A 24,163-nucleotide genomic window follows, 5' to 3' on the forward strand; every position below is an offset into this window, starting at 1 on the left:
TATTCAAATTCACACTTTTGAGTCTGTACTATTCCATTATTCACTAGTTATATAGAATCTTTCAGATACAAATTAGACCAAAATTGGTTCATTGGGCTATTGGTCTTTTTTTTACCAGGAGAAGCCCATTCATACAAAAACATTAAACCTCAGTAATATTAATATCGCAGCGATATTCAATGTATCACTTCAAGCAATTTTAAAAAGTCGTAACCATATCATTTCAAAGGTAAGAAAAGTTTATTAAGAGAGACATTACAGTGAAGACTAAAAATTTTTTAGAAAGAGATAGAAGAAAATATTAAAATCATTGAATCGATGATTACTAAAGTTACATTAAAAAAAGTCTATTTATGGACTAGGTGGATAGATATTTATTCTTAAAAAAATATATTTTATAATAAATTTAGACAATTATTTTTCCCAGTTAAGGAGAGATTAGTGTTGAAAACTAAAGGCGTTTTAAAAGGAATTACTATAGGCATAGTTGGCTCACTTATTATCCCTTACTTTTTTTATAGGATAGCTTACGGTTTAGCAGGAGGTTATGTAAGCTTAAGCTATTGGGGAGACAGTCAGTTATATATAGCCTTGTCTCTTTCTATGATCTTATCCATGGCCATAATGGGATACTATCTATCTAGTCAAAATAATGTCCAAAATAAAAAAATGTGGTGGATTAGCTTTTTTGTAACTTTTATTGTCAGTCTATTTACTGGCACGTTGGGTATTTTAATTAGGGAAATGATAAGTGGTAATTTAAATGCTTTTAATCTTGAGGAATCGATGATATGGGGTGTCATTTACAGTATTGTACTTCTACCGTTAACTGTACCTTTATGCAAGTTTATTCTAAGTTCATTGTATATGTGGATTCAAAAAATAAAGTAATTTTAAAGATTATATGTGTGTCACTTCTTTCCAATTTTCATATTTCTAGTCCTAGTTTATTATTTTCAAATTTCTTCAGGTTGCCGCTCCCCTTAGAAGGATGTTGTGAAAATAAATAACTAGGGCTATTTTGTTGTTTATTGGACAAGAGAACGTATAGATAAACATTGCTCAAAAGTTGCTGTTAAAAAAGGTTGAGCTAGTCCATGGAAAACTAACTATGACGCAATGGCCAAAAAGACTGTATAGAAAGAAGTGTTGAAAAACGCTCCGAAACTACCTAGCTTCAAAAGGTTATAGAAGCGGATAAAACAATTAAAACGAAATTTGCAGAAAATATGAGGGAAGTTATGCAGTTTTTGAAGAAGAACCGATGCAACACATGGATGTGTCAATGAACAGTAAAACTTGTCATTTCTTGCGCTTACCCGGGAAATTATTATTTATTTCCTAACTGAAATATCACATATCAAATAGCATTTTGCAGGAACAAGCCTTGATCAGATGGTGTTACACATAGGCCTCTAAAAAAAATATCAGTACAAAGAAAATGAGATAGTGTTTTATCAGAACCTTGAAACATTACGCGTGCTGAAAGGTTTGAGCACACAGGACGAAGCTTTAGATTATGCCATTACAATGAAAGAAAGAGTGAGGGCTTCATGAGACTGTGAAACGGTATGCAAATTGAAATTATTAGTGCGTGTAAGCTAAAAGTTAGAAAAAACGGCTTTCAGTTGTTATATCAGCAGACTTGAAGAATTTGAGAGTAACTAGTATCGATTATTAAGGGGGTTTTGAATAGTTAATTAAACATGTGTTTTTCTTTTTGTGATAAGGGAAGCTGAAAGTAGCACAATCCCAAAGATCAAATACCATACCTTTCCTTCATAAGAAATCATAAGTATAAGCTCCCACAAATTTGAAGGACCTGAATTAGGACTATCACTGAATGGATAATAAAATAAAAAAGGGGTAAAGCCAAAGAGAGTAACAATTAATCCAGAAATCAGAAATAACATCGCAAGTTTTTTCATAAAAATTCCCCAGTCTTTTAATTTCATTTTAACATGAAATATAGGGGTAATGAGTAACTGGATTTACTGAGAAATTTAAAGATGAAGCGAAAAAATGTGCAAATTGAAAATTTAGATGCAGTAACTCTGATACGTCGTTATAACAAAGCAGATTGTTTGATATACAGTGATCCACCGATCTATTGAGCACACGTTCAAAAAGAAACTTTGCTCATGAAATTATTGCATAATTGAAAGATATTGTGCAGTAAAAAAAGATGGGAGATCCCATCCGATTACATTACCTATCAAGCTTGTCAGATATATTTCTTAAGATTTCATTCTGCTCATGCTCCAAATAATAGAAACGGCAAGTGCAGATATTCCCGATATAACTAGAATATAAAAAAATAAAAAGAAAACAAATTCACCAAAATCCTCCAAGGTTTTTAAAGGATTTTGAGTTATATATGGCTCTGAAATTATACCAATTATGAAAATGGGAATAAATAAAATAAGGAACCCTTTCCAAAAGAACGATTTATTATTTTTGTTTAAGTTTGGGATCAATCTGACTATCTCCTTTTACAATAAGATAATACCAGAATAATATAAAATATTAATTTTCAGTAGTAAAAATATGTAATAATTTAAGGATTTAGCGTAGGTAGCTGATATAGAATCAGCGAAAGAAACAATCAGACCAGAAGATTACTACTGAACACTTTGAGGAATTTAAGAAGAAAAAGTGATTATAGTATCGCTCTAAAGAATTCGTAAAATCCTGTTTTCATAGGAACAGCCCAAATATAAAAACCTATAAGTACAACAAATCCTTAAAAAGAAATTATATATTTTGCGAGGAAGAACCTTTTTGAACAAAACAACATAGATTCCCATACAGGCGCTCATAGCAACCACTAATAGCATCATCGGTGGTATGAAAATCCACAAGCTAGTACCAATTGATAAATCAGGAAATATGTCCATGGCATTACCTCATTATGTATTTTGTGTAAATTGTAAAAAGCTGCATCGTCGTCACACGCTACAGCTCGACCTCTTAATCCTTATTCGTTTCAGCATTATAACACAAGGAGGGCGAAACTATGTGAAAAGAGAAAACACAACTAAATCGCTACCAACTTAACAAGGCTGAAGGAGTCGGTTGAATCATTAAAGGCGACTGCATCTACAGGGAAATATGGTATGGAGGCAATAATGCCAAAAACCAGTTGGTGGCATTGTTCAAATTAGAGCTTCGCCTGAGGAACGTTTAAACAAGATTAAAGACGTACTACTTATGGTTCAAAATTTAACAAGCAAGGTTGCTGGCGATATAGAGCAAGAAGTATTTTATTGGTTGCTAGAGGGCATGCCTTTCACGTTGGATTGGTGCAAAGCTTAATTTGAGCCATACAAGCTTACAACGAGTGTGAGAACGAGTTATTGATTTGATGTTGAAGTGAGCTTCGGGTTGCTTCATTTTTACGCAGATATAAGACTTACATTTTTAGAAGATTTATTTGGAATATTTATGTATCATTTAGAGAACTACAATATTTATGAGGTGTCAAATGGATATAAAAATTGTAAAAGTTGAAGTCTTATTACCAGAAGAATACATTGAACAACTAAGGAATGAGCTAAATGAATTAGGGGTTTTAACGGTCGGTAATTATGACCATGTTGTTTCCTATACTGTTACAAAAGGATATTGGAGACCACTTAACAAAGCTGTACCCTATGATGGAGAAATTGGTGAAATTTCATTTGGGACTGAATGTAAGTTGGAATTTAGATGCCTATATTCAAAAATAGAAGAAGTGAAAAAAACAATAAATGTAATCCATCCTTATGAGGAACCTATTATAAATGTAATTCCTTTATTAAACTAGACTGTTTTCGAAAATATGTAGCTATTCAATTAACGGAGCAGTTTAGTTAAATCACGATATGGGTTTTTGTGGTAAAATAGTAGACGGTAGGTGCATCTTAATCTTTACAGGAAAGTGGGATGGGCTATCGTTTAGTTAGGAGGTAGAGGTTTTGATTTATGGGATGTTTTGGGTTTCATGTCTTATTTTGATTTTGTTAGTTGCAGTAATTTTATTTTGGTCGGCTGGATTACCGAAGATTAAAAGTAAAAAATTATCATTTGTTATGTTTAGTCTGGGATTCAATGTAATCTTAATCCCAATGTCTTTTTGGGTTGGTGGAATGGCAACAGCTTCTCCGACCAGTACTATGAAAGATTTTTGGATAGGGTTTCTCATAGGGCAGGCAACACCACTTTTAGTACTAATAATTGCAATCTTAAAATGGTTTATAATTGACATAAGAAATATAAAGAAGCGTGTGAACAGTATAAATTAATTAATTAAAAATACAAGTTTGTGAAGAAATCTACTTAAACTTTAGGGTGCTTTAGTTGAAGAAGATAGCCAAACCAGAAGCAACAATCTTTGAGAAAACAGCCTTAAACTAAGAGGTCCGATGTAGTTAAATTTATGAAATGTTACAGATGTAAGGGAGGACTACTTAAGCCGATGCGATTTGTTGTCCTCGTTTTAAATTTATAAAATGATATTTTACTTTAGATAATTAGATAAAAAGGGAATAAAAAGAAGATATTAATAGAATGCTAAAAATTGCTGTAACTAAAATTTAATGAATAATAGAGTATATATTTGATGGAGTGAATTAGATTTGATTAATATTATTCGAACTTTATTGTTATTCATTTGTCTTTATTTACTAATTTTTTCAATTGTGTTAATCCTTATTCCTAATATAGATGTTTTAATAAAGTTTGCCCTTATAATAATTTTATTTGTGATATGGAAGGCAAACGAAAAACTAATGAATTTCATTTACTTTTTTAGTACAACGTGGAAAATATTAGCTTTGTCGATGCTCTCAGTAATTTTAGGGTTGGGCGAAATTTACTTGATACTTAAAATATTTGATTTTATTGCATTGAATTCTAAATATTTAGAGAATATAGAAATGACTAACGAAAATACTGCTACATTTTTGTTAGTAATATTAATACTGTGGTACTACTTATCTTATATTAGTTTCAAAATTTGTATATCAAGTCTAGAAAAAATAACAATAAAGCAAATTAAAATACTAGAATTGAATAGCACTCATTTTAAGCTATTAGAAGCTTGAGCAGTCCTCGCAGGATTTGTGTCTGTCCTAGCAAGTGTAATATTAACAACGGAAATAAATAGTATCATGAATAGTTTAATAGCTGGTGCGTATTTATTTTTTCTGATACCATATATGTATTTTCATTTTAATGAACAGAAATATTAAATAAGCTTTTACAGCTGAAGTGTTATATAAAACTTAATTTATGAAGAAGTTTTCTTTAAGATAGGATGTTTTCAGGAAACAAAGGTATGTAATCATAAAGAAGTTCTACCAGCTCTCTGGAGGACAACAAATGCTGCCATCATTTGTTGTCCTCTTTTTATTTTAACCAAAGGAGTGGATATAGTGGATATCTTAAAAAAACATCGATGGAAAAGCTACTCAAAAAGGTCTTACGACAATTAAACTAAATAAAAAAGAAGTGAGAACGCTTATTTTACAATCCGTTGCTCATTACCAAATCGAGCCACCAAGCGGATCTGCAAAGGGCGTTTTATTGTTTATTGAACGTGATAAGGAGCTCATGATAAAGGTGAAATAGTCCATGACGGTAATGGGTGAGCCAGAGCAATACACAGAGTTAACACCAGTAAATACAGCACCAATTACAGCCAAACAAGGTGTAGTGGAAGATACTTTCGAGCATAAAGAAATGGAAGCCAAACAACGAATTGCTTTAAAAATTACGCCAACACTTGGCATCTAATCAAAAAATACATCTTATAACAGGGGCGGTGGTCTAATGGCATTTCAATATAAGTACTTAACCCAGATGGCACAATGGGTAAAATGAAAAAGTTCGGTGACGAGGACACAGCAGAAGAAAAGGCTACACGTTTAGTACAAGCAAACCAACTACTCTTCAGGAGTATGGGGGAGATGTCAACATATATAGCAAAGCAAGAGCAACGATTGGCAGAGCAAGAAAAGGCGATTATGGAGCTTTCAACGTTGATAGCCGATGGTTTGAAAGGAGGAAATCAAAATGTTTAATGAGCATAGTGGAATATATCTACCTGGTATAACTATGTGCTAGCAAGACCCGAAAAGCGGAATCAAGTGCCAAGATTATTGAATCTGCGTCAAGTGGTGTATAGCAAACTAGAACAAGAAATTGATAGTGAAATTTATGAATTTCAGTCAAAAGAATGAAGAAAAATAACCAATATTATAAATATAATAGATTTAATTGTTATATTGTTTTCTATCTTAAGTAATCAAAAGATAGTTATTGGAGAGGAAGATTGGATGTGTAAAGACTTTATTATTTTTGGAGCAAGTCAAGGGCTTGGCGACGCCTTTGTAAAGGGTCTACCCAGAGAGGGTGATACAGTTTGGATGGTGTCAAGAACACGACCAGAAAGTTTGGATATTAATGATGGTGTAAATCGCAAATGGCTCTCAATAGATTTATCAAGTCAACAACAAATCTCTGCTTTAAAGGAAACCTTAAAAGACATTGCAATAGATGTATTAATATATAATGTTGGAGTATGGGAAAAGCGTGGTTTCGAAGATGACTATACATTTGATAATGATGGAATTGAAGATATTTCTAAATTAATCAATATAAATCTAACTTCTACTATTACCTATATTCAAGCGCTTCTACCAAACTTAAGAAAAGCTAAAAATGGAAAAGTCATTTTAATTGGTTCAACGGCAGGCTTAGAACATACAAATAATTCACAGGTTTCATTCGTTGCATCTAAATTCGGCTTACGAGGCATTACAAATGCTCTACGTGAACATTTGAGAGGAGACAAAATTCCTGTCACTTGTATTAATCCAGGGGAGCTAGCAGCAGAAGTACCTTATGAAGAAGGTGCAGAAAAGGCAATTGATTTATATGAAGGTACACGTATACCTGTACAAGATATTGTATCTATTGTGCAATGTGTGATTAATTTATCACCAATTTCATGTGTTAAGGAAATTACTATCCCTTCAATAACAGACTTAAATGCTTGATCGTTTCAAAATAAGTAAAATTACAATAGATTTTAAGCCTTCTACAATCATCAGTGGAGGGCTTTTACTATGCAAAAAGGAAGATGTCCAATGAAAACAGACACATGATATACATCACTCGTCGGCTCCATGGCAGGGATCGCTTATTTTGTTGGTGGCATTGACCATTTAATTAAAGCACTCACTATTTTTATGTCCATTGATTACATTTTAGGGATTATGGTTGCTTATGTTGTGAAAAACGTAGAAAGTAGAAAAGCCTTAATAGGACTATTTCAAAAAGTAGCCATGATTTTGATGGTCATTGCTGCAGTGCAACTGGATTTAATCTGAGTGTGGGCTTTTTTAGATTGGCTATTTTATTTAAGAGTGTTGCTATTCGAATAACGGAGCAGGTAATGGAAGATGGTAGCGGTTAAAAGAAACGATCCAGCATTTGTTTTGTATGATGGACGAATTTATTCCCTTCAAAAGAACATCCTATGATAAGGAGGTGGGGGATTAATGGCAATCAGGGTTTTATTATTAATACTATTGATTAGTTTTAATTTTTCAATAGGTGTTTCTGCTGAAGGCCCACTTATAGCTGCTTTCATACGAGACCACCAGCTTTGGATAAAAGAAGGTGATAAGGAACTACAGCTTACGACAGGTCAGTATGTATCCTCTCCAAAGTGGTCAAAAGACGGTCAATTTATTGCCTATTTAGCAGGTAAGGTGGAGGGTGGAAAAACGAATTTATATATTTATGATGTAAAGAAAAAGGAAAGTTATAAGCCGTATCCTATAATTGAAGCAAATGAAATCAAATGGTCGCCAACATCCAATCAACTAGCTTACAATTCGGGAGGTATCCTAAACGTTACAAAAACCGAAAATGGGCGACCACAAGGTTTTGAAAATGTATCTCTAGGTGTTAGTGATTTTGAATGGTTCCCCGATGGAAAAGCGTTTATCGTTTCATCACAATCTAATTTACTTCCTACGGGATGGGAACCTGTTCGTCTTTTTAAAGTGCCCGTAGATGCCAATCTTGATACGAATAAAATAAAGCCCTTTTACACCATTCAAACAAATACAACGGACTTATTCGCCATTGATGCTGACTATTTAACGTTTAGTCCTGATGGAAGCTGGATTAGTTTTCTATTAACACCCACAGCGTCTTGGTCCAATGATAGTAATACATTATCAGTACTTTCATCAGAAGGTGATCAATTTCAAGTGATAGGGAAAATGCTTGGGTATGAAAATTGGATAAAGTGGGCTCCATCAAAAAATCAACTAGCCTACATATCGGGTGAAGGAAGATTTTTTGTTGAAAACAAAGATACAACCGTTACCGAGATCCCTACAGCGAATAAACAAAAGGACTATACACCTAAAGGATATGTAGACCTAGATTTGGAATGGCTTTCTCTAGATGAAATAATTGTTGCTCGGGCAAAAGAAAACAAAGCATGGAAATTGGGACCAGTTCCAACTATGTATACAGCGCTATATGTAATTAATCTTGAATCAGGAGAACAAAGGCAGATTACATTTCCAAAGAACAATAAAATAGATAATACTCCTCAAGTAGTTGGTTCAAGGATTACTTGGTATCGAACAGCTAAAAAAGAAAACAAAGGAGATGTCTGGATTAAAGATAGAATAGATGGTCTAGAATATCGGTGGTTAAAAAATGTAGACACTGCCCCAACTTTTTTCTATAGCAAGTAACTGAAACATCCGCAGATTCTACACTATTCGGCCCAAAAGGCAGATTTAATCTACAAAACGTGTAGAAAAAATTCTGTCTTTTTGTTCTGATATTTCATGAAACGAAAATTGAATTAAAGTACTTCGTTAGCTTAATAAGAAACTTCCTTCTTTCTATTATTAAACAGAAATATACCCCACCAAACAAGTAAATATAAGTAAGCGATGATTACATAAATAGACCAGAAATAACCTTGTTGTAATTGAATTAATAAATGCTCAAACTCGTTCATTCCTTTTTCTCTCCCGATGCTGTTTACAAAACTAATTATCGGAACGTTTACTGTAAGAGCGAAGGTAATAACGGACAAACTTACCGATTGAATCATTTGCAGCCTTGAAGGGTGAATTAAATGCGTTAGAAAGAGCAAGAGTGTTCCTAGTACGTTGTTGGATGGCTCGCGGAGGAAAGACAAGTGATCGTACTGGATGGCGTCACAATGTTGATTCAACAACAATTAGTGCATTACCTGATTGGCGTAAGTTACCAGCTGTAGTTGTAGAAGCGGCTGAGCGATTACAAAATGTACAAATTGAAAATTTAGATGCTGCAACATTGATAGGCCGTTACAACAAAGAGGATTGTTTGATTTACAGCGATCCACCGTATTTATTGAGTACACGTACAAAACGACACTATGCTTTTGAAATGACGAATGAACAACATGAAACGTTATTGCGAGCTTTAAATAAACATCGGGGTTTTGCCATGATTAGTGGCTACAACAACGATATGTATAACGATATTTTACGTGGTTGGACAAGCATTTCGAATATGGCAACAACCGAAGCTGCAAAAGAAAAATGCGAACGCTTGTGGATCAATCCTCAAATAATTGAGCGTGGGTATATACAACAAACGCTTTTTGAAATGGTGTAGGAGGGCGCAAATATGATGTGTGAAAAAGTTTGTAGGACGTGCGGTCATTTTGCTTTTGGTTGCTTTGTAACAGGTGAATACAACAATACAGTTAAAGTAGACGACACATGCGATAAATGGTTACGAAATGGAAAAAAATGAAGAGTGGCTAAAAGATGATATGTCATGTCTAATCTTTAGTTAAAGCAGAATAAAAAATTGTTCATTAGTTATTTACTACTTCATTAAGTATAAATAAATTGCTATTAAATAAATGACTATGTATATCAATGCCCAAATTTTATAAATAAACATTAAGCAACCTTTTTCACTTTTAAAGATAAGTAATACTAGTAGAGCTATAATAACTTGCAAGATAAATAAAGGGCTGTAGGTTAATTGAGCTATTAAACTAGTCAAAGGTTGTCCTGCTAAATCAGTCATATTGCCTCCAAATAAAGATAATGAAATCAATTAATTTTATCTTTATTCTAAATAAGAACCCATGGAAAGTGTTGGAGATAAAATGAGGCTCTGTTAGTTAAAAAGAAAAGAGTCTAATAAACAATATGAGGAAAATAAGAAGAAAGAGCGACTATAATATCGCCCTAAAAAATTCATAAAACCCCATATTCATAGGGATTGCCCATATAAAGAAACCAAGTAGGGCAATTGGTCCAATAAAGAAATTATAAATCTTTGTCGGCAAGGCAAGATTTTTCCGAATAAAGTTTGGTAGATTGCTACACAAATTACCATTACAAGCGGTAGTAATATAATTGGCGGTATAAAAAATAAAAGATTTCCACCAAGTGATATTCCTGAAAATAGAGATGGGGTTGCTGCAGAAATCGTACTTAATAGTAGTGCGCTACTAACTACACTAGTTATTCCTTTTAAATATTTTTTGTTCATAATAATCGCTCCAATATTACATTTTTGTTATTAATTACTAACATTGTATATTATTTAATTATACAATTTTCTTCTCAAGTAACTTTTTTACTATCTGACAAAATGTTACTTTAGTATAATAATAGAGGGATTAAAAATTTCTATTTGTCGAGTAGTTTAAATATATTTTGATTGGTATGGCTATAAATTGATTGTTTATGGTTATGTTAAAATTTATTGCTAATAGAATATATATTTAGTTTGTTCAAACTAAATATAACAAAACAATAAACAATATGAGGATATGTTACAGATGTGAAAGATGTTACAAACGTTACATTCGTTATACATTAGATATTTAAAAATTTATCTTGTAAAATCGGTGGTAGGTTCGGTGCGGTAAAGGTTTCCTCCCTTGGTATTTATAAAAACCTAAATATTAGGGAAAGACAGACCGACGACCGACCTGCGCCTCATGAACTTGTTCGAGGCAAGATATACATGGCCGGCCTATATTTTTTAAGAGATTAGGTATCTTAATTAATATAATAGGCTAAAAATCGGAATAAGGAGTGGTTATCATGTGAACTTTGTTCACTTTCCATTTTATTCAGTCAAACTTACTAAACGTGCACCGAAATGCTCGAACACAATTCGATTACAATAATAACGTGTGTGTAGCTCTACCACGGTGCTAGAAGTGAGCTAACTCAACAGTCTTACCACAATAGAATGTAGACGAATGAAAGACCCTTTGAGCGGATTCGAGGGGTTTTTTATATCAAATTTTTGTTACATAGTTTTACGCATCTCGCTTATGATTGGTCAGAGGTGATTTGTGATAATGAAATTAATTAACTTTTTTAAGAAGTATCCTTTAGCAATTATAGTGGTTATTTTATTAATACCACTTTCTATTTCTGCCTTTATGTATGTCCCATGGTTTTCAAAGTCAAAAGGAAATGTAGACGGATGGCTAGGTTTCTGGGGGAGTTATCTTGGAGGAACGATTGGGACATTGGGTGTAATTGCTACAACATATTTTATAATAGAAGCGAACAAGGTTGCTACAAAAAATGCAGCTGAATTAAATGATCTAATTGAAAGAAATAGAATACACACAACCTTTTTACTGAAAAAGAATGAAGTAATAGTAAATATAATAATGGAATTATTTGAATTAAATAGTACACGTTTTAATCTACTTCGTAAATACGTTGCCTACTCAAAAAATATGAAAACTTTGAAAGATAATAATAAATTTTTAGAAAGAAAAAAACTCATCGATAACACTGATGTTAGTGAAAAAATCGATAAAATGAGTAATTCGTATCAACAATATTCAACAAATAGAAATATTGCACTGGACGAGGAAACAAAGATAAGAGGACAAATAATTACACTTTCAGCTCAATTAAAAACAGAAAGTATGTATTTTCCTAATTTAGAACTGGATATCGATGCTTTTAGAAAGGAAATTACAAAATCTTTAGATACTCTCTTTAAGGCAATTGAAGAAACTACTGACAATTTAATTGAGTTGGACAGAATAAACAATCTAATAGAACAAGATAGTGAACATGGGAAAAACAGTTCAAACATATTAATTAGGAAATGTAGAAGTAACATTGACACATTGTTTAATGAATTTTTATTAAGAAAATAGTTAAAAAACCCTGTCTTTACAGGGTTTTTTCTTTTGACAAAAATAAGCAACTAGCATAATGGGGTGATTACAAAACAAACAAATGACGATGGAGGTGGTGGATATGAGTAATGGCTAGACTGAGAAATCCGAAACGTTCTGAAGCGTTTCAAATGTGGCTCGATAGCAAAGGGCAAATGATATTGAAGGATATTGCTAAACAACTACCATTATCCGATTCTCAAATTCGAAAGTGGAAGAACCAAGATAAATGGAATGACCATTTGAAAGGTAACGTAACTAAATCCAATGGTAACGTTACTAAATGAAGTCGAGGGGCTCCTGCTGGTAATTCCAACGCTAAAGGCCATGGTGCACCAAAGCAAAATCAGAATGCAACAACGCACGGTTTCTTTGCGAAGTACCTACCTGAAGAAACACTCGAATTCAATGATCGATCGTTCTCCAGCCGATTTAATCTGGGATCAAATACAGATTCAGTATGCCGCTATCATTCGAGCTCAACGGATTATGCATGTCGAATCAAAAGACGAAATCATAAAAGAGCTAAAACGAGAGAAGGTGCAAGAGGGTAAAAATCCTTCGTACGAAACTGAATACAACTTCCAATTCGCATGGGGACGACAGGCGCAACTACTCACTGCTCAATCGAGAGCAATCGGGGAGTTGCGTTCTTCAATTCGTCAGTTTGTGGAGATGGCAGATCAGCATGATGAACGTCGATTAAAGTTAGAGCAGATGCAATTGAATATTGATAAGACGAAGTTGGAGATTGAAAAGCTTGGTTCTGATCAACAAAATGAACCTATAGAAATTCAAATTGTCAACAAAAAAAAGCAACCTTAATTGGCTGCTTTTTTGTCGTTTTGTTCAATACCAAGAGCTTCTTTAAGGGAAGCCTGAAGAATATGAGAGAAGTTTAAACCGGCATCTTCAGCTGCATCTCGTAACCAGCGAGGTAGCGTACAGTTTTTTGTTACTGCTTTATTTACAGACTCATTACGAAATGGGGGCATGTAAACGTCAATAAAGATAATTCGATCTGATTCTGCATGCAAAACGATATCTGCAGGATTTGATGGATTGGGCAGAGATGTTGCATTTTCTTCTAATTCAAGGATACGAAAAGCTAACATATCTTTCGCTTCTTGGATACCTTCTTTAATATCGTCAGCTAAAATAGCTGTTCCAGCAAAGTCAGGGAAATACATTCCTAAACCACCATCAGCTGCTGTTTCAACAACGACTGGGTAAATAAAATGATTGGCGTAACTCAATGTTATTACCTCCTTTCTATTCAATTTTATTATGTTACTTTTGGACATTGAGGTAAGGCAATATAAAGAAAGGCAAGTTAAGGCAAGGCAATAGATGTAAGCAGAGAGGGGTTAGAATTTAACCCCTGAAGTCTTCTCAATACTTTTAAGTGTGCCTACCGGAATCAATCGACCATCAGCTTTTACGCTTATATCAGCAAATCTTGTTGGGTCATCTTTATGTATGTATCTTTGATGACTGCCAGGACCCTTATGAGTAGGAGATTTGATGAATCCTTCTTTTTTGAGTGTTTTTAGTGCTTCTCTTATGGTCACTTGCTTTCCCATTACCTTACCTCCTTTCTTATATCATTTTAACACGCATAAATAACGCGTGTCTATTTCGGGTGTGATAATACGCGTGTTTTTTATGCGTGTAATTTTAAAGGAGTTGAGTACAATGACACTATTAATTGAAAATGAAGTAAAACCACAACGAATTGAATGCTGAAGGTGAAAAGGAGAAATCGAGCAGCTGGTATTTTACGATGCAACAACTGAAAAGGTCTACACTCGTGTAGATAAAGATTCACCATTTGTAATGAAAGATGAGCGCAAACTTTTATTCGACTACTGTCCTTTATTTGGGATTTCAAATAATGAGGAGCTGCAGGGCGATGCGGACAAAGTGTATAACTTGATTGATGCGTACGACCGCACTCTATCTGATGCATCTAATGAGATTGAACAGTGTCGTTTAGCGTATTTGGTGCTGAAGGGTATGGGGTGGATAAAGAAGAAAGCCATCCTTGTTGCACGTACAGAAGGTGGACGCGTAAGATTGCAAGCAGATTTAGCTGTAGAAGAACAGACGAGTAAAACCGTTCGTCTTACAAAGGTATGGATGTCGTCACTTGATACGAGAGTTCGCAAATCACATAGAAAGCTAGACGGGCAGAAAGCTGATAAAGACGGCTATTATCACTATGGAAAGTGGAAATCAAAAGCGCCAAGGCTATGTGGCGTTGCATCCATGGATATAAAGTGCCGGTGTCATTCGAATTACTTGGTAAACGGTAAATTTCCTGAATATAGACGTGGTAAAGATTAAATGGATGATGGGTATCAAAAGAGATCAGCTCGTATAGACGCTTACATGGAGGATTTAGGACTGACGTATAGAAAAGCGTTTAACAAAGCATACAAGGAAGTTAAGCCACCTAGTGTGACGATACCTTATGTCAGTTATAACGAGTGGAGAAAGAAGTTTAGTGGAGAAGGATAGTCTTTTGCACACGTAGTGCTAGAAGCAGATGCAATATAAAAATCAAAAAATTAAAGGAGCAGAAAAATGAATATAAATCAATAAATGAAATGTCAGTAGAAGATATACTCCGCCAACAACTAGTATTGTTAGCGGAGCGATCTCAATCAGCGCTTGAAGAGGAACTAGCGCGATTGACAAATTCAAAAATAGAAATAGCAAATTACTTAGAATGAGAATTTTTTCCCTTTTTTAATTTAGTATACGAGATTTATGTAATATATTTGTTTGTATGTGCATAACTAATTTAGTTCTCAAATTAAGTTTGATAAATCACCTCGTTAGTTTTGCATAGAGGTGATTTTATTGTTGGTTGTATATGTTAAAATTGAATTGGTTTGGAAGTCTTGTTTAAGTTTTATTCCTCATTCGGACCAGATTGAGGAATATCGGAGTTGATGAGTTATACTAAAAATCAGAAATAGATTGTTAAGAATTTTACTATATTTAAAAAGACAGAATAATCTAAGTCAAGGAAATAAGTTAAATTTAAATGTAAACTAAAGTTTATTTATTACGATTTAATAAAAATAAACTTATCTTATTGAGGTGGATTTATATGCCTAAAATGGACAATGTGTTAGCAATTCTATGGATGCTTCGTTCAGGTGAAAAAATTACTGCACAACAAATTTCAGAAAAGTTAGAGATGAATATAAGGACTGTGTATCGTTATATTGATACACTTTCAACAAGTGGCGTACCTATAATTTCAGAACCAGGACATAACGGTGGATACACTTTATTGAACAATTTTATTAAGGCTCCTCTATTTTTTGATTTTGAGGAGCAAACTTCACTTTATCATGCTGCTGTTTTTGCAGAAGAAGCTGGATATTATGGTGGCGAAGCACTAAATAGTGCTATTTCAAAGCTAAGCAAATATTCAAATCAAGAGCAGAAAATAAAGATAAACCAACATTTTACAAGTCTTGAAGTAATAAGTCGATTAAGTTCTCAGCCTATGGATTCTTTCTTGAAGGAGTTGGAGCAGGCCGTAGCTGACGGAAACTCTTTAAAAATTCTTTACCATAAAAGTGGCGAAGATCAATCAAAGTATAGATTTATTGATCCTTACAGAATTATTTATTGGAATAATAAGTGGTATGTGATTGGGTTTTGTCATCTTAGGAATGAAATCCGTAGTTTTAGAGTAGATCGAATTGAAAGTCTAACGCTAACCGAAAATAAGTTTAACCGGCCAGAAAATTTTTCAGCACGTGACTTTTTTATGAAAAACCTCCTTCCAACTATAGAAGATACGGAAGTAATTATTTCTTTGGTTATTAATGGAGATTCACTAACGTTGGATGATATTTGCCAACATTGGTTTTTAGGAAATTATTTACAAACAAGGACTTCAAATCAAGCAGTATTTCTTCTTGAAAAAGATATAATACATACATATGTACCTTATTTACTTTTACCGTACAATAAATCTATTAAAGTTATTGAGCCAATAAGTCTTAAGAAAAGAATTATTGAAGTTCTGACGGAATTAATAAAATTTCATCAAGTATGATAACTTCCCTGACGTTAACTGTCAGGGAAGTTATTTTATAATAGCTATATAAATTGTGATTGGAGTGTTATTGGATGCAAACAAAAAAAGTTTTTCTATATGTCTTTAATACAATGTCGGACTGGGAATATGGATATCTAATTGCTGAACTAAACTCAGGAAGATATTTCAAAAAAGACTTACCACCTTTAAAAGTAATTACAGTAGGAGCTAATAAAGAAATGATTACTACTATGGGAGGACTGAGCATAAAACCAGATATTTCACTTGATGAATGTATTCTTGAGAGTAAAGATCTTTTAATTTTATCAGGAGGGACTACTTGGAGTGAAGAAATTCATCAACCTATCTTGGAGAGAGTTGGCCAAGCTTTAAAGTTTGGCACTATTGTTGCTGCAATTTGTGGTGCAACTGAGGCCCTTGCGAATATGGGATACTTAGATTCTAGAAAACACACAAGCAGTGACTTAGAGTATATTAAAATGGTCTGTCCTAATTATAAAGGAGAAAAATATTATGAGATGAGACCTGCGGTATCTGGTGAGAATTTGATTACTGCATCAGGAGTAGCACCTCTAGAATTTACGATGGAAGTACTAAAAAAATTAGACGTCTTTGCACCCGACACATTACATTCATGGTATAACCTAAATAAGACTCATAAACCGGAGTACTTCTTCCAGTTAATGAATTCAATAAATAGCTGAGCTAAAAAAATTACCTTAGCAGTTTCATATTAGTTCAAATAAAAATCATGCTTTAGACAATGTCAAAGTATGGTTTTTGTATATAATTTAAATATGTTTATGGAAGTAAAAAACTTAAAAAGCACTCCTGAAGTCGATATAAATAGAATTGGTAACTAAATCTCTTCTTAATCTATTAAACAACAGTGTGCTTTTTTCTTTGGCAATAATGTCGGAACGATCTTCAATAATAGGGCGCGATTCTGTAATAAGGATCAGCGCTCGGTTTCTTTATGTGATCAGATTGTGGACTAACGGTTCTAGTCAGATTTATGCGGATTTTAACATGGTAAGAAAAGAATAGAAAAGAAAAGCCCAACCGACACTTCGGGAAGGTTATACTTCAACTAAAGACAAGGTTTAGATGAATAAAGAAACAAGATGAAATGGGTCACCATATATTTACATACGTTATATAAAGGAGGCTGTTTATGCGATTACTATCTACTGTTCTTATAATATTCTTAATACCTTTTATATTAATCGGCTGTTCAGGAAGTCCTAGTCAGAATGAATGGGGAGTGTTAAGTAAGGAATAAGTATTAAAACTAAATCCAGATGCAGACATCTTTGAATTTGATGGGAGAGTTTATAAAACGGGTATAGATTGGATTGAAGAGGAAGAATTAATAAAAGATGAACAAATAGGGGAAATATCTGAAGGGATGGCAAATAAATTACCAGCTGGTGCAAAGATATTTTCTTCAAAAGAAAGTAGAGATATTTTGATTGTTGAGTATGATGGGAAAGAAAAGAGGTACTTGCTTCAAGTTGGCGAATAGGTTTATTTTTCTTCAACTAAAGTATGCTTCGTTCAATAATGATTTATATCGTATACATAAATAAACTTAATAACGTTGCTAAATGAAAGTTTGGACGTACACCAAAAAGTCACGAATGTTGTTAAATCAACGTTTGTGACTTTTTTATGACCATTATTTATTCAGCTGTTTATACAGAGAGCAGTTTGACTGACTTAGAAAAAATGGTTTATAATTGATTTAATGGTAATTAAAGGGGTTGTTTGTTTTGAAGGAATCTAAGAAAAAGGAATTATTAGACTGGGTTAAGTCTACAGTAATAACGTGTGTTATTGTTATCGCTACGATGACATTTATTGTTTCCCCAACTAGAGTAGGTGGTGCTTCAATGATGCCAACATATGAAGATGGAGACTTCGTTCTAGTAAATAAAATTGGTAAGAAAATTTCTGGTATTGAAAGGTTTGACGTTATCTTATTCATAACCCCTAATGATGAGCTTTATATTAAACGTGTCATAGGATTACCCGGAGACCATATTGCTTATGAGGATGACACCCTTTATGTAAACAATGAAGCCTTGGTAGAACCATATTTAGATTTGCATAAAAAACAACTACTAGACACTGGTACACTAACAAAAAATTTCACTTTACAGTCTTTAACAGATCATTCAACGATACCAGAAGGTTACTTATTTGTTTTAGGTGATAACAGGAGAAACAGTATTGATAGTAGATATTCTAATGTTGGATTAGTACCATTGGATAAAGTATTAGGGACAGCCAACGTTAGATTTTATCCATTTGACAGTGTAGGTATTGTTAAATAATTCGTTCATCAGAGAAGTTCTTTGTAAAACTAACTGTAGTTCTGGATTGTAAGCAAAGAGAGCCTTTTAGACGAATAAAAAAAAGCGACATATTCAAGTGCTTCTAGCAGTTGTGTTCACATTTTTGATGACAATAATAGGAGCATGGATCGTACAAGATGTTGGAGCTGTCAATGACATCTTTTTCCCAGATGAATGGGGATTTGCAACTGTAACAGATGATACGGCGGAAATGTGGGAGGGTGTAAAGTTTAACGATCAAAACTATATAATATTTGATAGTATTTTTTGGAGAAAAGAAATCGTTAATCATGCAAATAATGAAAAGAACGTTTTATTAAGAGTAAAAGATGATAATGACAATATAGTCATTGATGAAGTTCAAGTACCTGCTGGAACAAGTGTGAAATTAGAGGGCTTGAAAAGAAATGAAAAAGATTATATTGAAATCAAAGCACCACAAGGTAGATTTACTATCAAGCGATATGAGAAACTTATGTGTTCAATAATGTTCATCTAGTTTTAAAAAACTTTTATAAAGCTAAACCAGCCATTCATTCTGAGTGGCTTTTTGTTTTGTCTTTTTTCTCGTAGACGCTATAAAGAACGGGAAAACAAATTAATGGATCACTTAGAACGATCTAATAAATCGCAAGAAAGAACGGCCATTGCACTCGATGGAATAAATCGATCGTTGAATGTTTTGGAAGGTCGTGTGGATCGTATTGAAAAACACACGCTCAAAAATAAAAACACAGAAAGGGAAGATGAATAATGGATTTAACGAACATTTTTACACTTGCAGCGATAATGGTTGCAATCGTTTTAGCCATTTCAGAGGTACTAAAAAAGACATTCAAAATAAATACGAAATACATGCCAATCACTTCCGTTGTGATTGGCATTTTTATTGGTCTTATTTTTTGGCCGTTATCAGAGTATCCAGTGTACGTCATGTTAATTGCTGGTTTTGTTGCAGGGCTAACAGCTTCTGGGACATTTGATTTATTGAAAGCATCCAAAAAGGTTGGTGGATAGTATGACTAGTGTCACAACAACATGCCGAGATTTAGCTGAACTATTACCAGTGGCGCAAACGGCTTGCAGATTGCTCTTTCAACAGTGTTACAAAGCAGATATTCAAAATATCTACGTTACAGAAACCTACCGTTCGCAGGCTAGGCAAAATTATCTATATGCACAAGGCAGAACAAGACCAGGGAAAGTTGTGACGTTGACACTGAAGAGTAATCATACTTCACGTTTAGCGTGGGATATTGCCGTGGCTCCCCCGAAACCCTTATAAGATGTAGATACTTTAACAAAAGTCGGGGCAATAGCTCGTAAGTTAGGTATTACGTGGGGTGGTGATTGGGTACGCAGAATTGACAGCCCACATTTTGAAGTGAAACGAAATTGGAAGATGCCTAAAGGGTACAAATTAGAAAGGCAAGTAATTGTGCCAAGCAACAGTAAAATGAAAGTCCAATTAATTGTGGAAGACAAGAAGGAGGAAATCAAAGTGAGTAATACTATTTGGGATCCTGGTTCACCAGCTATAAGAAAAGAGACCGAAAACTTTATTGCACAAGCAGTTAAGGATGGAATTATACAGGCTCTACACTTGAAGGATTTACAGAATGGAGTCATGACGACGGATCGTTTGATTGAATTGTATATTACGATTGAGCAACGTAGAAATAATAAAAATAGTTAGACATAGTACAAATACTTGTCTTGTTGACTTCAATTATAGAAATTGCAAAACCTAGGTGTTCATATGTAAAAGGCTGCCAAATGAATTTCATTTGGCGCCTTACTGTTTTGAGCATTCAAAGAACCTATTTTACCATTTTAATTCTGGATATATTTCTGCGATTTTCATACCTTCAATTGTTCCTTTTTCAAGTAGTTCTTCATAGCCATTAAATTCTTGAGAATACGGATCTTTAACTCTTGATAGATAAGATTTACCACGACTATGACTTATCCAATATTCCTCACCTTTATAATAAAAATTCAGTTCATCATTCATTTCGAGGAGGCTTTTGAACTCTAAGTATTCCTTTTCTATCATGTAATTTACTCCCTTTTAATACGGATAGCTTCTATCGGTACAGTTCCAGTCATGTCTATGAGTTACTTTAGGATGTGTTTTGGGATTTCCATGATTTGTATAGTCACTTTCTAAATCTGCATTTCCTTTTTTGTCATAATATCTTCTTGTTATAACTTTACCATTCCGAGAACCATCCTATTAACCTGATTATCATTATTCACAGGCTCATTTTTAGTATATATTGCTTGTTCTATTTGTAGTTAAAATGAATTTTTCGGATACAACAATGACCAAGGAAGCTTAATTACTTTCTTGGTCATTTTTTTCTTGTTTTTTACCAGTAGAAGCCCATTCATACAAAAATAGAAAGAAAAAAGTCATGAAGGTCTTTAAAAAGTTCATACCCCAATCAAATTTATTATATTTAAAATAATCATAAGAAGTGAAAGACAATAAAATTAAAAAGAAAAAAACGATTGTTAAAATAACTTTCCGAATATTAATTTTCATAACTCATTGCCTCCTTTCTATAAAAAATCTTATATCAATAAATTAAGTATAACATTTAATTATTTTAAAAATATCCTTTATTTTACTTTTGTTAATGATATACTTAAAAAGTAATTTATTTTACATAAAAGGGAGGATTTTCTAAATTGAAAAAGATTAAGTATTTAGTATCTATTATTGTTGCTGTCATGATGTGTGCATTTTTAGTAAGCCCTATCGGAAATGTTGCAAATGCGAAGGTAATTTCAAACATTTCTGAAGAACAACGAATTGATGAAGTCGCAGAACAATTAAAATTTATATGGGAAGAAGCATCCGTTAAAGATGAAGAAGGGAAAATCATCGGTATTGATATCGAAAAAATTGAAAATAAATATGGGGCTGCTAGTTCGATTGAAGATCAGCAAGCATTAGAAGATATAATTAATTTTAATTTAACTAAAGGTGGCAGTATAAGTGAAGGAATTGTTGACCTTGATCAATCAGGTCAAATTATGCCTCTTAATGCTGCTGTTGATGCATGTGTAAATAGTAAGGTAGCAGAATATTTTGGTACATTTCTTTCACCAGCAGCTTTTACTGTGCTTTTCCAAATGTTAAATAGAGGAGAATATACTGATGCTGCAAAACATTTAATTAAATTTGGTGTAAAAGGTAATGTTTTTGTAATTGCAGGGTCACTAACATCAATTTTATGGCACTGTCTTAATAATCAAGATGATTGGTCTTAAATCTTACTTAAATTATAAGTTTAATCATTAATTTCTTGTTATTTTGTTTATTAAAATAGGATAAAAATGAAAATAATGGATACTCATTTCATTTTGAGTCTGGTCTTTTTTACTTTATAAAATTTAGCATTTACTAAAAAGCATAATAAGTAACTAAGTATAAATAAAAATTATTTTAGATTTCTTTTTACCTCTTAAAGAGCAACCAAAGCAATAAAAAAGCAACCAAAAATCTGAATGTAGGTGAATATCTGTGAAATCGAAACATTATACAAGTGTGAAAAACCTTGCTATAATGGGCTTTGTGATTACATATGAAAGAGGGTAAAAGCATGAACGCTTACGACGAATATATGGGGTCAGGTTTCGGGAGAACCTTGAAATATCAACGTTTATAGAGGATAAATGAAGCTGATTTTGCAAAAAAGCAACCAAACAGCAACATTTATCCTTTTATTATTGTCAAACGCAATTTTGGAGGTCTAATCATTTAATAGGGCAGTGAATTTAGCATGCATTTTTTTAGAAGCGTTTTCGCGCATACCACCTGTTACATGAAGGTAAATTTTTGTCGTCGTATCGGAGTTTTTATGGCCTACACGATTCATAATGTAATTCAAGTCCACTTCAGCTTCTGCCAGCAGACTAATGTGCGTATGACGTAAAATATACGTGCGTAATGGCTTGTCAATATTCGTTCTTGAAGCAATTCGTTTAACCGCTCTATTAAGCATTTTAACGGTAGTAGGGAAACCATCTTGCTCACCAAATACATACCCATGATCTTGCCATTTGCTCAGTTTACGGAAAGCGATAAGTTCTTGAATTTTCTCGACTACAATATCATCAATGTCAATAATTCGAACACTTCCAATTGTTTTAGGGGGCGTTAATTCAAAGTCCTTTTTTCGATCACCTTTCGCATAATTAGTCTTGTTAATGCGGATTGTTTTATTGTTCAGGTCCACATCCTCAAGTTTGAGAGCAAGGGCTTCACCAGGACGCATGCCCGTAAATGCGATTGTGTAAATGATTGTACGATAAGCGATATTAGGATATTGATCTGTTTCTCTTAAAAACTCCTTTAATTCTTCAGCTTCTAAAAACAACTGGCTTACATCTTGACCACTCACTTGTTCCAACGTCATTTTCTTTTTTGGTATGAAGGCTCCATCTACTGGATTAATTTCAATAAGACCAACTTCTTTCGCATAATTGAACATCATCTTAGCGGCGTTCTGAATGCCTCTTAGAGTAAAATAAGCACAGCCCTTTTCAAATAAGTCATTAATGACATTTTGATAGCGAACAGTCGTAATATTAATTAACTTGTAATCCGCTAAATAGCGATTAAGGACAGATAAACAGTACTCTCTATATTTAACAGTGGTTTCTTTATTTCCTTTCAGACGATAGAGAGTAAGCCATTGGTTATAGAATTTGGCAAAACGTATTTCCGGATCAATCGTAAACTGATGCTTTAATGCAGCAACGCCTTGCTTTACTTTTTCCTCAGCCTCCTTTTTGGTTTTACCACGTCTAGTAACTTGCCTACGTTTGCCTGTAATAGGGTGACGAGGACCTTCTCCAATACATCGCCAAGTATGTTTGTCGATTCTCTCACAAAACATAAAATCACCTCTAAATGAAAATACGGATACTTTTATCTTCCCATAGTAAGCAGTAATTTCAACATTTCCTGCTGTTCCAATATGGAACATAGAAGCGCTTGTTTAAGTATTGTGTTAAACGCTTCATAGCAAATTCATATTCAACATTAAATAACTCTTGAAGTTTTACCACGGTTTGAGGCATATAATCATATAGCTGTAATTCATCCAACATGAAGGTAGGCATACAGGCATGATACATAAAATTATTCGCTTTATATTCTTGATATTCACGGAAGAGGGGATACATATAGAACTGATCCCCGGTATGTAGTAACACATGTGCTAACTCATGGCAAAAATCCTGCCATTGTTGTTGCTGGGTCAGAGATTCATCTAAGAATATGTAGGGTATGTCGTTGGCATATAACGCTTGACTAGTTTCTGACCAATAGAAAACTTTAATACCTAAATTTACTGCAATATCTCTGAAATCCAAAAGGGGAGGAGTGGCGATATTCATTTTAAAGTAGAATTCTTTAATGAAATCTTCTAAATGACTATAGTTCATGTAACCACCTCGGAAATAAGG

General features: G+C 33.5%; 29 protein-coding genes and 3 pseudogenes. 23 read left to right on the forward strand and 9 right to left on the reverse strand.

Translation table 11 applies throughout. The features are described from left to right. Nucleotides 1–444 precede the first annotated feature (444 nt). A complete protein-coding gene (locus ACIQ1H_RS04880) occupies nucleotides 445–891 on the forward strand; it encodes a hypothetical protein (RefSeq protein WP_402886940.1) in 447 nt (148 codons plus the stop codon). An 809-nt stretch (nucleotides 892–1,700) separates the two neighbouring features. On the opposite strand, the gene ACIQ1H_RS04885 is transcribed toward ACIQ1H_RS04880, so the two are convergent. After that, nucleotides 1,701–1,928, reverse strand: a complete 228-nt coding sequence (locus tag ACIQ1H_RS04885; RefSeq protein WP_402886942.1) for a hypothetical protein — start codon at nucleotides 1,926–1,928, stop codon at nucleotides 1,701–1,703. Nucleotides 1,929–3,484: 1,556 nt separating this feature from the next. On the opposite strand from ACIQ1H_RS04885, the gene ACIQ1H_RS04890 reads away from it, so the two are divergent. The 7 genes from ACIQ1H_RS04890 (at nucleotide 3,485) to ACIQ1H_RS04920 (ending at nucleotide 8,762) form a co-directional block, all read left to right on the forward strand. Then, on the forward strand, nucleotides 3,485–3,805 hold the full coding sequence (locus tag ACIQ1H_RS04890) for a YqfO family protein (RefSeq protein ID WP_402886944.1): 321 nt from the start codon (nucleotides 3,485–3,487) through the stop codon (nucleotides 3,803–3,805). Between the two features lie 151 nt (nucleotides 3,806–3,956). After that, a complete protein-coding gene (locus ACIQ1H_RS04895; RefSeq protein ID WP_402886946.1) occupies nucleotides 3,957–4,283 on the forward strand; it encodes a hypothetical protein in 327 nt (108 codons plus the stop codon). A gap of 1,330 nt (nucleotides 4,284–5,613) precedes the next feature. Further along, a complete protein-coding gene (locus ACIQ1H_RS04900; protein ID WP_402886948.1) occupies nucleotides 5,614–5,775 on the forward strand; it encodes a hypothetical protein in 162 nt (53 codons plus the stop codon). Between the two features lie 74 nt (nucleotides 5,776–5,849). After that, nucleotides 5,850–6,062 (forward strand): hypothetical protein, encoded by a 213-nt coding sequence (locus ACIQ1H_RS04905; protein ID WP_402886949.1) that lies wholly within the window; start codon nucleotides 5,850–5,852, stop codon nucleotides 6,060–6,062. A 255-nt stretch (nucleotides 6,063–6,317) separates the two neighbouring features. Continuing rightward, nucleotides 6,318–7,040, forward strand: coding sequence for an SDR family oxidoreductase (locus ACIQ1H_RS04910; RefSeq protein ID WP_402886951.1), 723 nt, complete (start codon nucleotides 6,318–6,320; stop codon nucleotides 7,038–7,040). 129 nt (nucleotides 7,041–7,169) lie between these two features. Continuing rightward, nucleotides 7,170–7,373, forward strand: coding sequence for a phage holin family protein (locus ACIQ1H_RS04915; protein ID WP_402886952.1), 204 nt, complete (start codon nucleotides 7,170–7,172; stop codon nucleotides 7,371–7,373). Nucleotides 7,374–7,544: 171 nt separating this feature from the next. Further along, complete coding sequence (locus ACIQ1H_RS04920) at nucleotides 7,545–8,762, forward strand: TolB-like translocation protein (RefSeq protein WP_402886953.1); 1,218 nt, start codon at nucleotides 7,545–7,547, stop codon at nucleotides 8,760–8,762. A gap of 131 nt (nucleotides 8,763–8,893) precedes the next feature. Here the strand turns inward: ACIQ1H_RS04920 and ACIQ1H_RS04925 are convergent, their stop codons facing one another. Continuing rightward, nucleotides 8,894–9,034, reverse strand: coding sequence for a hypothetical protein (locus tag ACIQ1H_RS04925; RefSeq protein ID WP_402886954.1), 141 nt, complete (start codon nucleotides 9,032–9,034; stop codon nucleotides 8,894–8,896). A 161-nt stretch (nucleotides 9,035–9,195) separates the two neighbouring features. Between ACIQ1H_RS04925 and ACIQ1H_RS04930 the strand changes: the two genes are divergently transcribed. Both ACIQ1H_RS04930 and ACIQ1H_RS04935 read left to right on the forward strand, forming a co-directional pair. Next, complete coding sequence (locus tag ACIQ1H_RS04930; protein ID WP_402886955.1) at nucleotides 9,196–9,681, forward strand: DNA adenine methylase; 486 nt, start codon at nucleotides 9,196–9,198, stop codon at nucleotides 9,679–9,681. 12 nt (nucleotides 9,682–9,693) lie between these two features. Next, complete coding sequence (locus tag ACIQ1H_RS04935; protein WP_402886957.1) at nucleotides 9,694–9,822, forward strand: hypothetical protein; 129 nt, start codon at nucleotides 9,694–9,696, stop codon at nucleotides 9,820–9,822. A 471-nt stretch (nucleotides 9,823–10,293) separates the two neighbouring features. On the opposite strand, the gene ACIQ1H_RS04940 is transcribed toward ACIQ1H_RS04935, so the two are convergent. Continuing rightward, a complete protein-coding gene (locus ACIQ1H_RS04940; protein WP_402886959.1) occupies nucleotides 10,294–10,575 on the reverse strand; it encodes a hypothetical protein in 282 nt (93 codons plus the stop codon). Between the two features lie 823 nt (nucleotides 10,576–11,398). On the opposite strand from ACIQ1H_RS04940, the gene ACIQ1H_RS04945 reads away from it, so the two are divergent. Together ACIQ1H_RS04945 and terS are read left to right on the forward strand one after the other, a co-directional pair. After that, nucleotides 11,399–12,220 carry a hypothetical protein gene (locus ACIQ1H_RS04945; RefSeq protein WP_402886961.1) on the forward strand — a complete coding sequence of 274 codons (822 nt, stop codon included), beginning with the start codon at nucleotides 11,399–11,401 and terminating at the stop codon, nucleotides 12,218–12,220. 110 nt (nucleotides 12,221–12,330) lie between these two features. Continuing rightward, nucleotides 12,331–13,066, forward strand: a pseudogene (terS, locus tag ACIQ1H_RS04950) (phage terminase small subunit). Here the strand turns inward: terS and ACIQ1H_RS04955 are convergent. After that, on the reverse strand, nucleotides 13,063–13,497 hold the full coding sequence (locus ACIQ1H_RS04955) for a type II toxin-antitoxin system HicB family antitoxin (RefSeq protein WP_402886962.1): 435 nt from the start codon (nucleotides 13,495–13,497) through the stop codon (nucleotides 13,063–13,065). The pseudogene terS and the gene ACIQ1H_RS04955 sit on opposite strands and share 4 nt — an antisense overlap. Nucleotides 13,498–13,608: 111 nt before the next feature. Continuing rightward, nucleotides 13,609–13,824, reverse strand: a complete 216-nt coding sequence (locus ACIQ1H_RS04960; RefSeq protein ID WP_402886964.1) for a type II toxin-antitoxin system HicA family toxin — start codon at nucleotides 13,822–13,824, stop codon at nucleotides 13,609–13,611. 178 nt (nucleotides 13,825–14,002) lie between these two features. Between ACIQ1H_RS04960 and ACIQ1H_RS23015 the strand changes: the two are divergent. The 10 genes and pseudogenes from ACIQ1H_RS23015 to ACIQ1H_RS05005 form a co-directional block, all read left to right on the forward strand. Then, nucleotides 14,003–14,263 (forward strand): annotated as a pseudogene (locus ACIQ1H_RS23015) (phage portal protein); the annotation flags it as partial. A 3-nt stretch (nucleotides 14,264–14,266) separates the two neighbouring features. Continuing rightward, complete coding sequence (locus tag ACIQ1H_RS23020; protein ID WP_483869768.1) at nucleotides 14,267–14,587, forward strand: phage minor head protein; 321 nt, start codon at nucleotides 14,267–14,269, stop codon at nucleotides 14,585–14,587. A gap of 772 nt (nucleotides 14,588–15,359) precedes the next feature. Further along, a complete protein-coding gene (locus ACIQ1H_RS04970) occupies nucleotides 15,360–16,322 on the forward strand; it encodes a helix-turn-helix transcriptional regulator (RefSeq protein ID WP_402886966.1) in 963 nt (320 codons plus the stop codon). Between the two features lie 74 nt (nucleotides 16,323–16,396). Beyond that, the gene (locus ACIQ1H_RS04975; RefSeq protein ID WP_402886968.1) at nucleotides 16,397–17,029 is read left to right on the forward strand and encodes a type 1 glutamine amidotransferase family protein; all 633 of its coding nucleotides are present in this window, start codon (nucleotides 16,397–16,399) and stop codon (nucleotides 17,027–17,029) included. A 1,068-nt stretch (nucleotides 17,030–18,097) separates the two neighbouring features. Continuing rightward, entirely contained in the window at nucleotides 18,098–18,661 is a 564-nt protein-coding gene (lepB, locus tag ACIQ1H_RS04980; protein WP_402886970.1) for a signal peptidase I, read from the forward strand. A 124-nt stretch (nucleotides 18,662–18,785) separates the two neighbouring features. After that, nucleotides 18,786–19,181 carry a hypothetical protein gene (locus ACIQ1H_RS04985; protein ID WP_402886972.1) on the forward strand — a complete coding sequence of 132 codons (396 nt, stop codon included), beginning with the start codon at nucleotides 18,786–18,788 and terminating at the stop codon, nucleotides 19,179–19,181. A gap of 102 nt (nucleotides 19,182–19,283) precedes the next feature. After that, nucleotides 19,284–19,436 (forward strand): hypothetical protein, encoded by a 153-nt coding sequence (locus ACIQ1H_RS04990; protein WP_402886974.1) that lies wholly within the window; start codon nucleotides 19,284–19,286, stop codon nucleotides 19,434–19,436. After that, a complete protein-coding gene (locus ACIQ1H_RS04995; RefSeq protein ID WP_402886976.1) occupies nucleotides 19,436–19,699 on the forward strand; it encodes a hypothetical protein in 264 nt (87 codons plus the stop codon). The genes ACIQ1H_RS04990 and ACIQ1H_RS04995 overlap by 1 nt, the downstream gene beginning before the upstream one ends. Nucleotides 19,700–19,994: 295 nt before the next feature. After that, nucleotides 19,995–20,057: pseudogene (locus ACIQ1H_RS05000) on the forward strand (hypothetical protein); the annotation flags it as partial. Between the two features lie 126 nt (nucleotides 20,058–20,183). Then, on the forward strand, nucleotides 20,184–20,378 hold the full coding sequence (locus ACIQ1H_RS05005) for a hypothetical protein (protein ID WP_402886978.1): 195 nt from the start codon (nucleotides 20,184–20,186) through the stop codon (nucleotides 20,376–20,378). 129 nt (nucleotides 20,379–20,507) lie between these two features. On the opposite strand, the gene ACIQ1H_RS05010 is transcribed toward ACIQ1H_RS05005, so the two are convergent. After that, complete coding sequence (locus tag ACIQ1H_RS05010; RefSeq protein WP_402886979.1) at nucleotides 20,508–20,738, reverse strand: hypothetical protein; 231 nt, start codon at nucleotides 20,736–20,738, stop codon at nucleotides 20,508–20,510. Between the two features lie 282 nt (nucleotides 20,739–21,020). Continuing rightward, nucleotides 21,021–21,230, reverse strand: coding sequence for a hypothetical protein (locus tag ACIQ1H_RS05015; RefSeq protein WP_402886981.1), 210 nt, complete (start codon nucleotides 21,228–21,230; stop codon nucleotides 21,021–21,023). Nucleotides 21,231–21,376: 146 nt separating this feature from the next. Between ACIQ1H_RS05015 and ACIQ1H_RS05020 the strand changes: the two genes are divergently transcribed. Then, nucleotides 21,377–21,961, forward strand: coding sequence for a hypothetical protein (locus ACIQ1H_RS05020; RefSeq protein ID WP_402886982.1), 585 nt, complete (start codon nucleotides 21,377–21,379; stop codon nucleotides 21,959–21,961). Between the two features lie 482 nt (nucleotides 21,962–22,443). Here the strand turns inward: ACIQ1H_RS05020 and ACIQ1H_RS05025 are convergent, their stop codons facing one another. Both ACIQ1H_RS05025 and ACIQ1H_RS05030 read right to left on the reverse strand, forming a co-directional pair. After that, on the reverse strand, nucleotides 22,444–23,592 hold the full coding sequence (locus tag ACIQ1H_RS05025; RefSeq protein WP_181020896.1) for a site-specific integrase: 1,149 nt from the start codon (nucleotides 23,590–23,592) through the stop codon (nucleotides 22,444–22,446). A 58-nt stretch (nucleotides 23,593–23,650) separates the two neighbouring features. Next, nucleotides 23,651–24,142, reverse strand: a complete 492-nt coding sequence (locus ACIQ1H_RS05030) for an ImmA/IrrE family metallo-endopeptidase (protein ID WP_402886984.1) — start codon at nucleotides 24,140–24,142, stop codon at nucleotides 23,651–23,653. Between the last annotated feature and the right edge of the window lie 21 nt (nucleotides 24,143–24,163).

Origin of the sequence: Lysinibacillus sp. NPDC097279, assembly GCF_044761745.1 — a bacterium.
GTDB lineage: Bacteria > Bacillota > Bacilli > Bacillales_A > Planococcaceae > Lysinibacillus.

Excerpts from the sequence above, each read along its gene's own strand:
- ACIQ1H_RS04970 (WP_402886966.1), top strand. The coding sequence starts at position 15,360 with ATGCCTAAAATGGACAATGTGTTAGCAATTCTATGGATGCTTCGTTCA.
- ACIQ1H_RS04935 (WP_402886957.1), top strand. The coding sequence starts at position 9,694 with ATGATGTGTGAAAAAGTTTGTAGGACGTGCGGTCATTTTGCTTTTGGT.
- ACIQ1H_RS04960 (WP_402886964.1), bottom strand. The coding sequence starts at position 13,824 with ATGGGAAAGCAAGTGACCATAAGAGAAGCACTAAAAACACTCAAAAAA.
- ACIQ1H_RS04900 (WP_402886948.1), top strand. The coding sequence starts at position 5,614 with ATGACGGTAATGGGTGAGCCAGAGCAATACACAGAGTTAACACCAGTA.
- ACIQ1H_RS04995 (WP_402886976.1), top strand. The coding sequence starts at position 19,436 with ATGGATTTAACGAACATTTTTACACTTGCAGCGATAATGGTTGCAATC.
- ACIQ1H_RS05030 (WP_402886984.1), bottom strand. The coding sequence starts at position 24,142 with ATGAACTATAGTCATTTAGAAGATTTCATTAAAGAATTCTACTTTAAA.
- ACIQ1H_RS04905 (WP_402886949.1), top strand. The coding sequence starts at position 5,850 with ATGGGTAAAATGAAAAAGTTCGGTGACGAGGACACAGCAGAAGAAAAG.
- ACIQ1H_RS05010 (WP_402886979.1), bottom strand. The coding sequence starts at position 20,738 with ATGATAGAAAAGGAATACTTAGAGTTCAAAAGCCTCCTCGAAATGAAT.
- ACIQ1H_RS05025 (WP_181020896.1), bottom strand. The coding sequence starts at position 23,592 with ATGTTTTGTGAGAGAATCGACAAACATACTTGGCGATGTATTGGAGAA.
- ACIQ1H_RS04890 (WP_402886944.1), top strand. The coding sequence starts at position 3,485 with ATGGATATAAAAATTGTAAAAGTTGAAGTCTTATTACCAGAAGAATAC.
- ACIQ1H_RS04925 (WP_402886954.1), bottom strand. The coding sequence starts at position 9,034 with ATGAACGAGTTTGAGCATTTATTAATTCAATTACAACAAGGTTATTTC.
- ACIQ1H_RS04975 (WP_402886968.1), top strand. The coding sequence starts at position 16,397 with ATGCAAACAAAAAAAGTTTTTCTATATGTCTTTAATACAATGTCGGAC.
- ACIQ1H_RS04915 (WP_402886952.1), top strand. The coding sequence starts at position 7,170 with ATGGCAGGGATCGCTTATTTTGTTGGTGGCATTGACCATTTAATTAAA.
- ACIQ1H_RS04930 (WP_402886955.1), top strand. The coding sequence starts at position 9,196 with ATGGCTCGCGGAGGAAAGACAAGTGATCGTACTGGATGGCGTCACAAT.
- ACIQ1H_RS04945 (WP_402886961.1), top strand. The coding sequence starts at position 11,399 with ATGAAATTAATTAACTTTTTTAAGAAGTATCCTTTAGCAATTATAGTG.
- ACIQ1H_RS05015 (WP_402886981.1), bottom strand. The coding sequence starts at position 21,230 with ATGAAAATTAATATTCGGAAAGTTATTTTAACAATCGTTTTTTTCTTT.
- ACIQ1H_RS04990 (WP_402886974.1), top strand. The coding sequence starts at position 19,284 with ATGGATCACTTAGAACGATCTAATAAATCGCAAGAAAGAACGGCCATT.
- ACIQ1H_RS04885 (WP_402886942.1), bottom strand. The coding sequence starts at position 1,928 with ATGAAAAAACTTGCGATGTTATTTCTGATTTCTGGATTAATTGTTACT.
- ACIQ1H_RS04940 (WP_402886959.1), bottom strand. The coding sequence starts at position 10,575 with ATGAACAAAAAATATTTAAAAGGAATAACTAGTGTAGTTAGTAGCGCA.
- ACIQ1H_RS04910 (WP_402886951.1), top strand. The coding sequence starts at position 6,318 with ATGTGTAAAGACTTTATTATTTTTGGAGCAAGTCAAGGGCTTGGCGAC.
- ACIQ1H_RS04920 (WP_402886953.1), top strand. The coding sequence starts at position 7,545 with ATGGCAATCAGGGTTTTATTATTAATACTATTGATTAGTTTTAATTTT.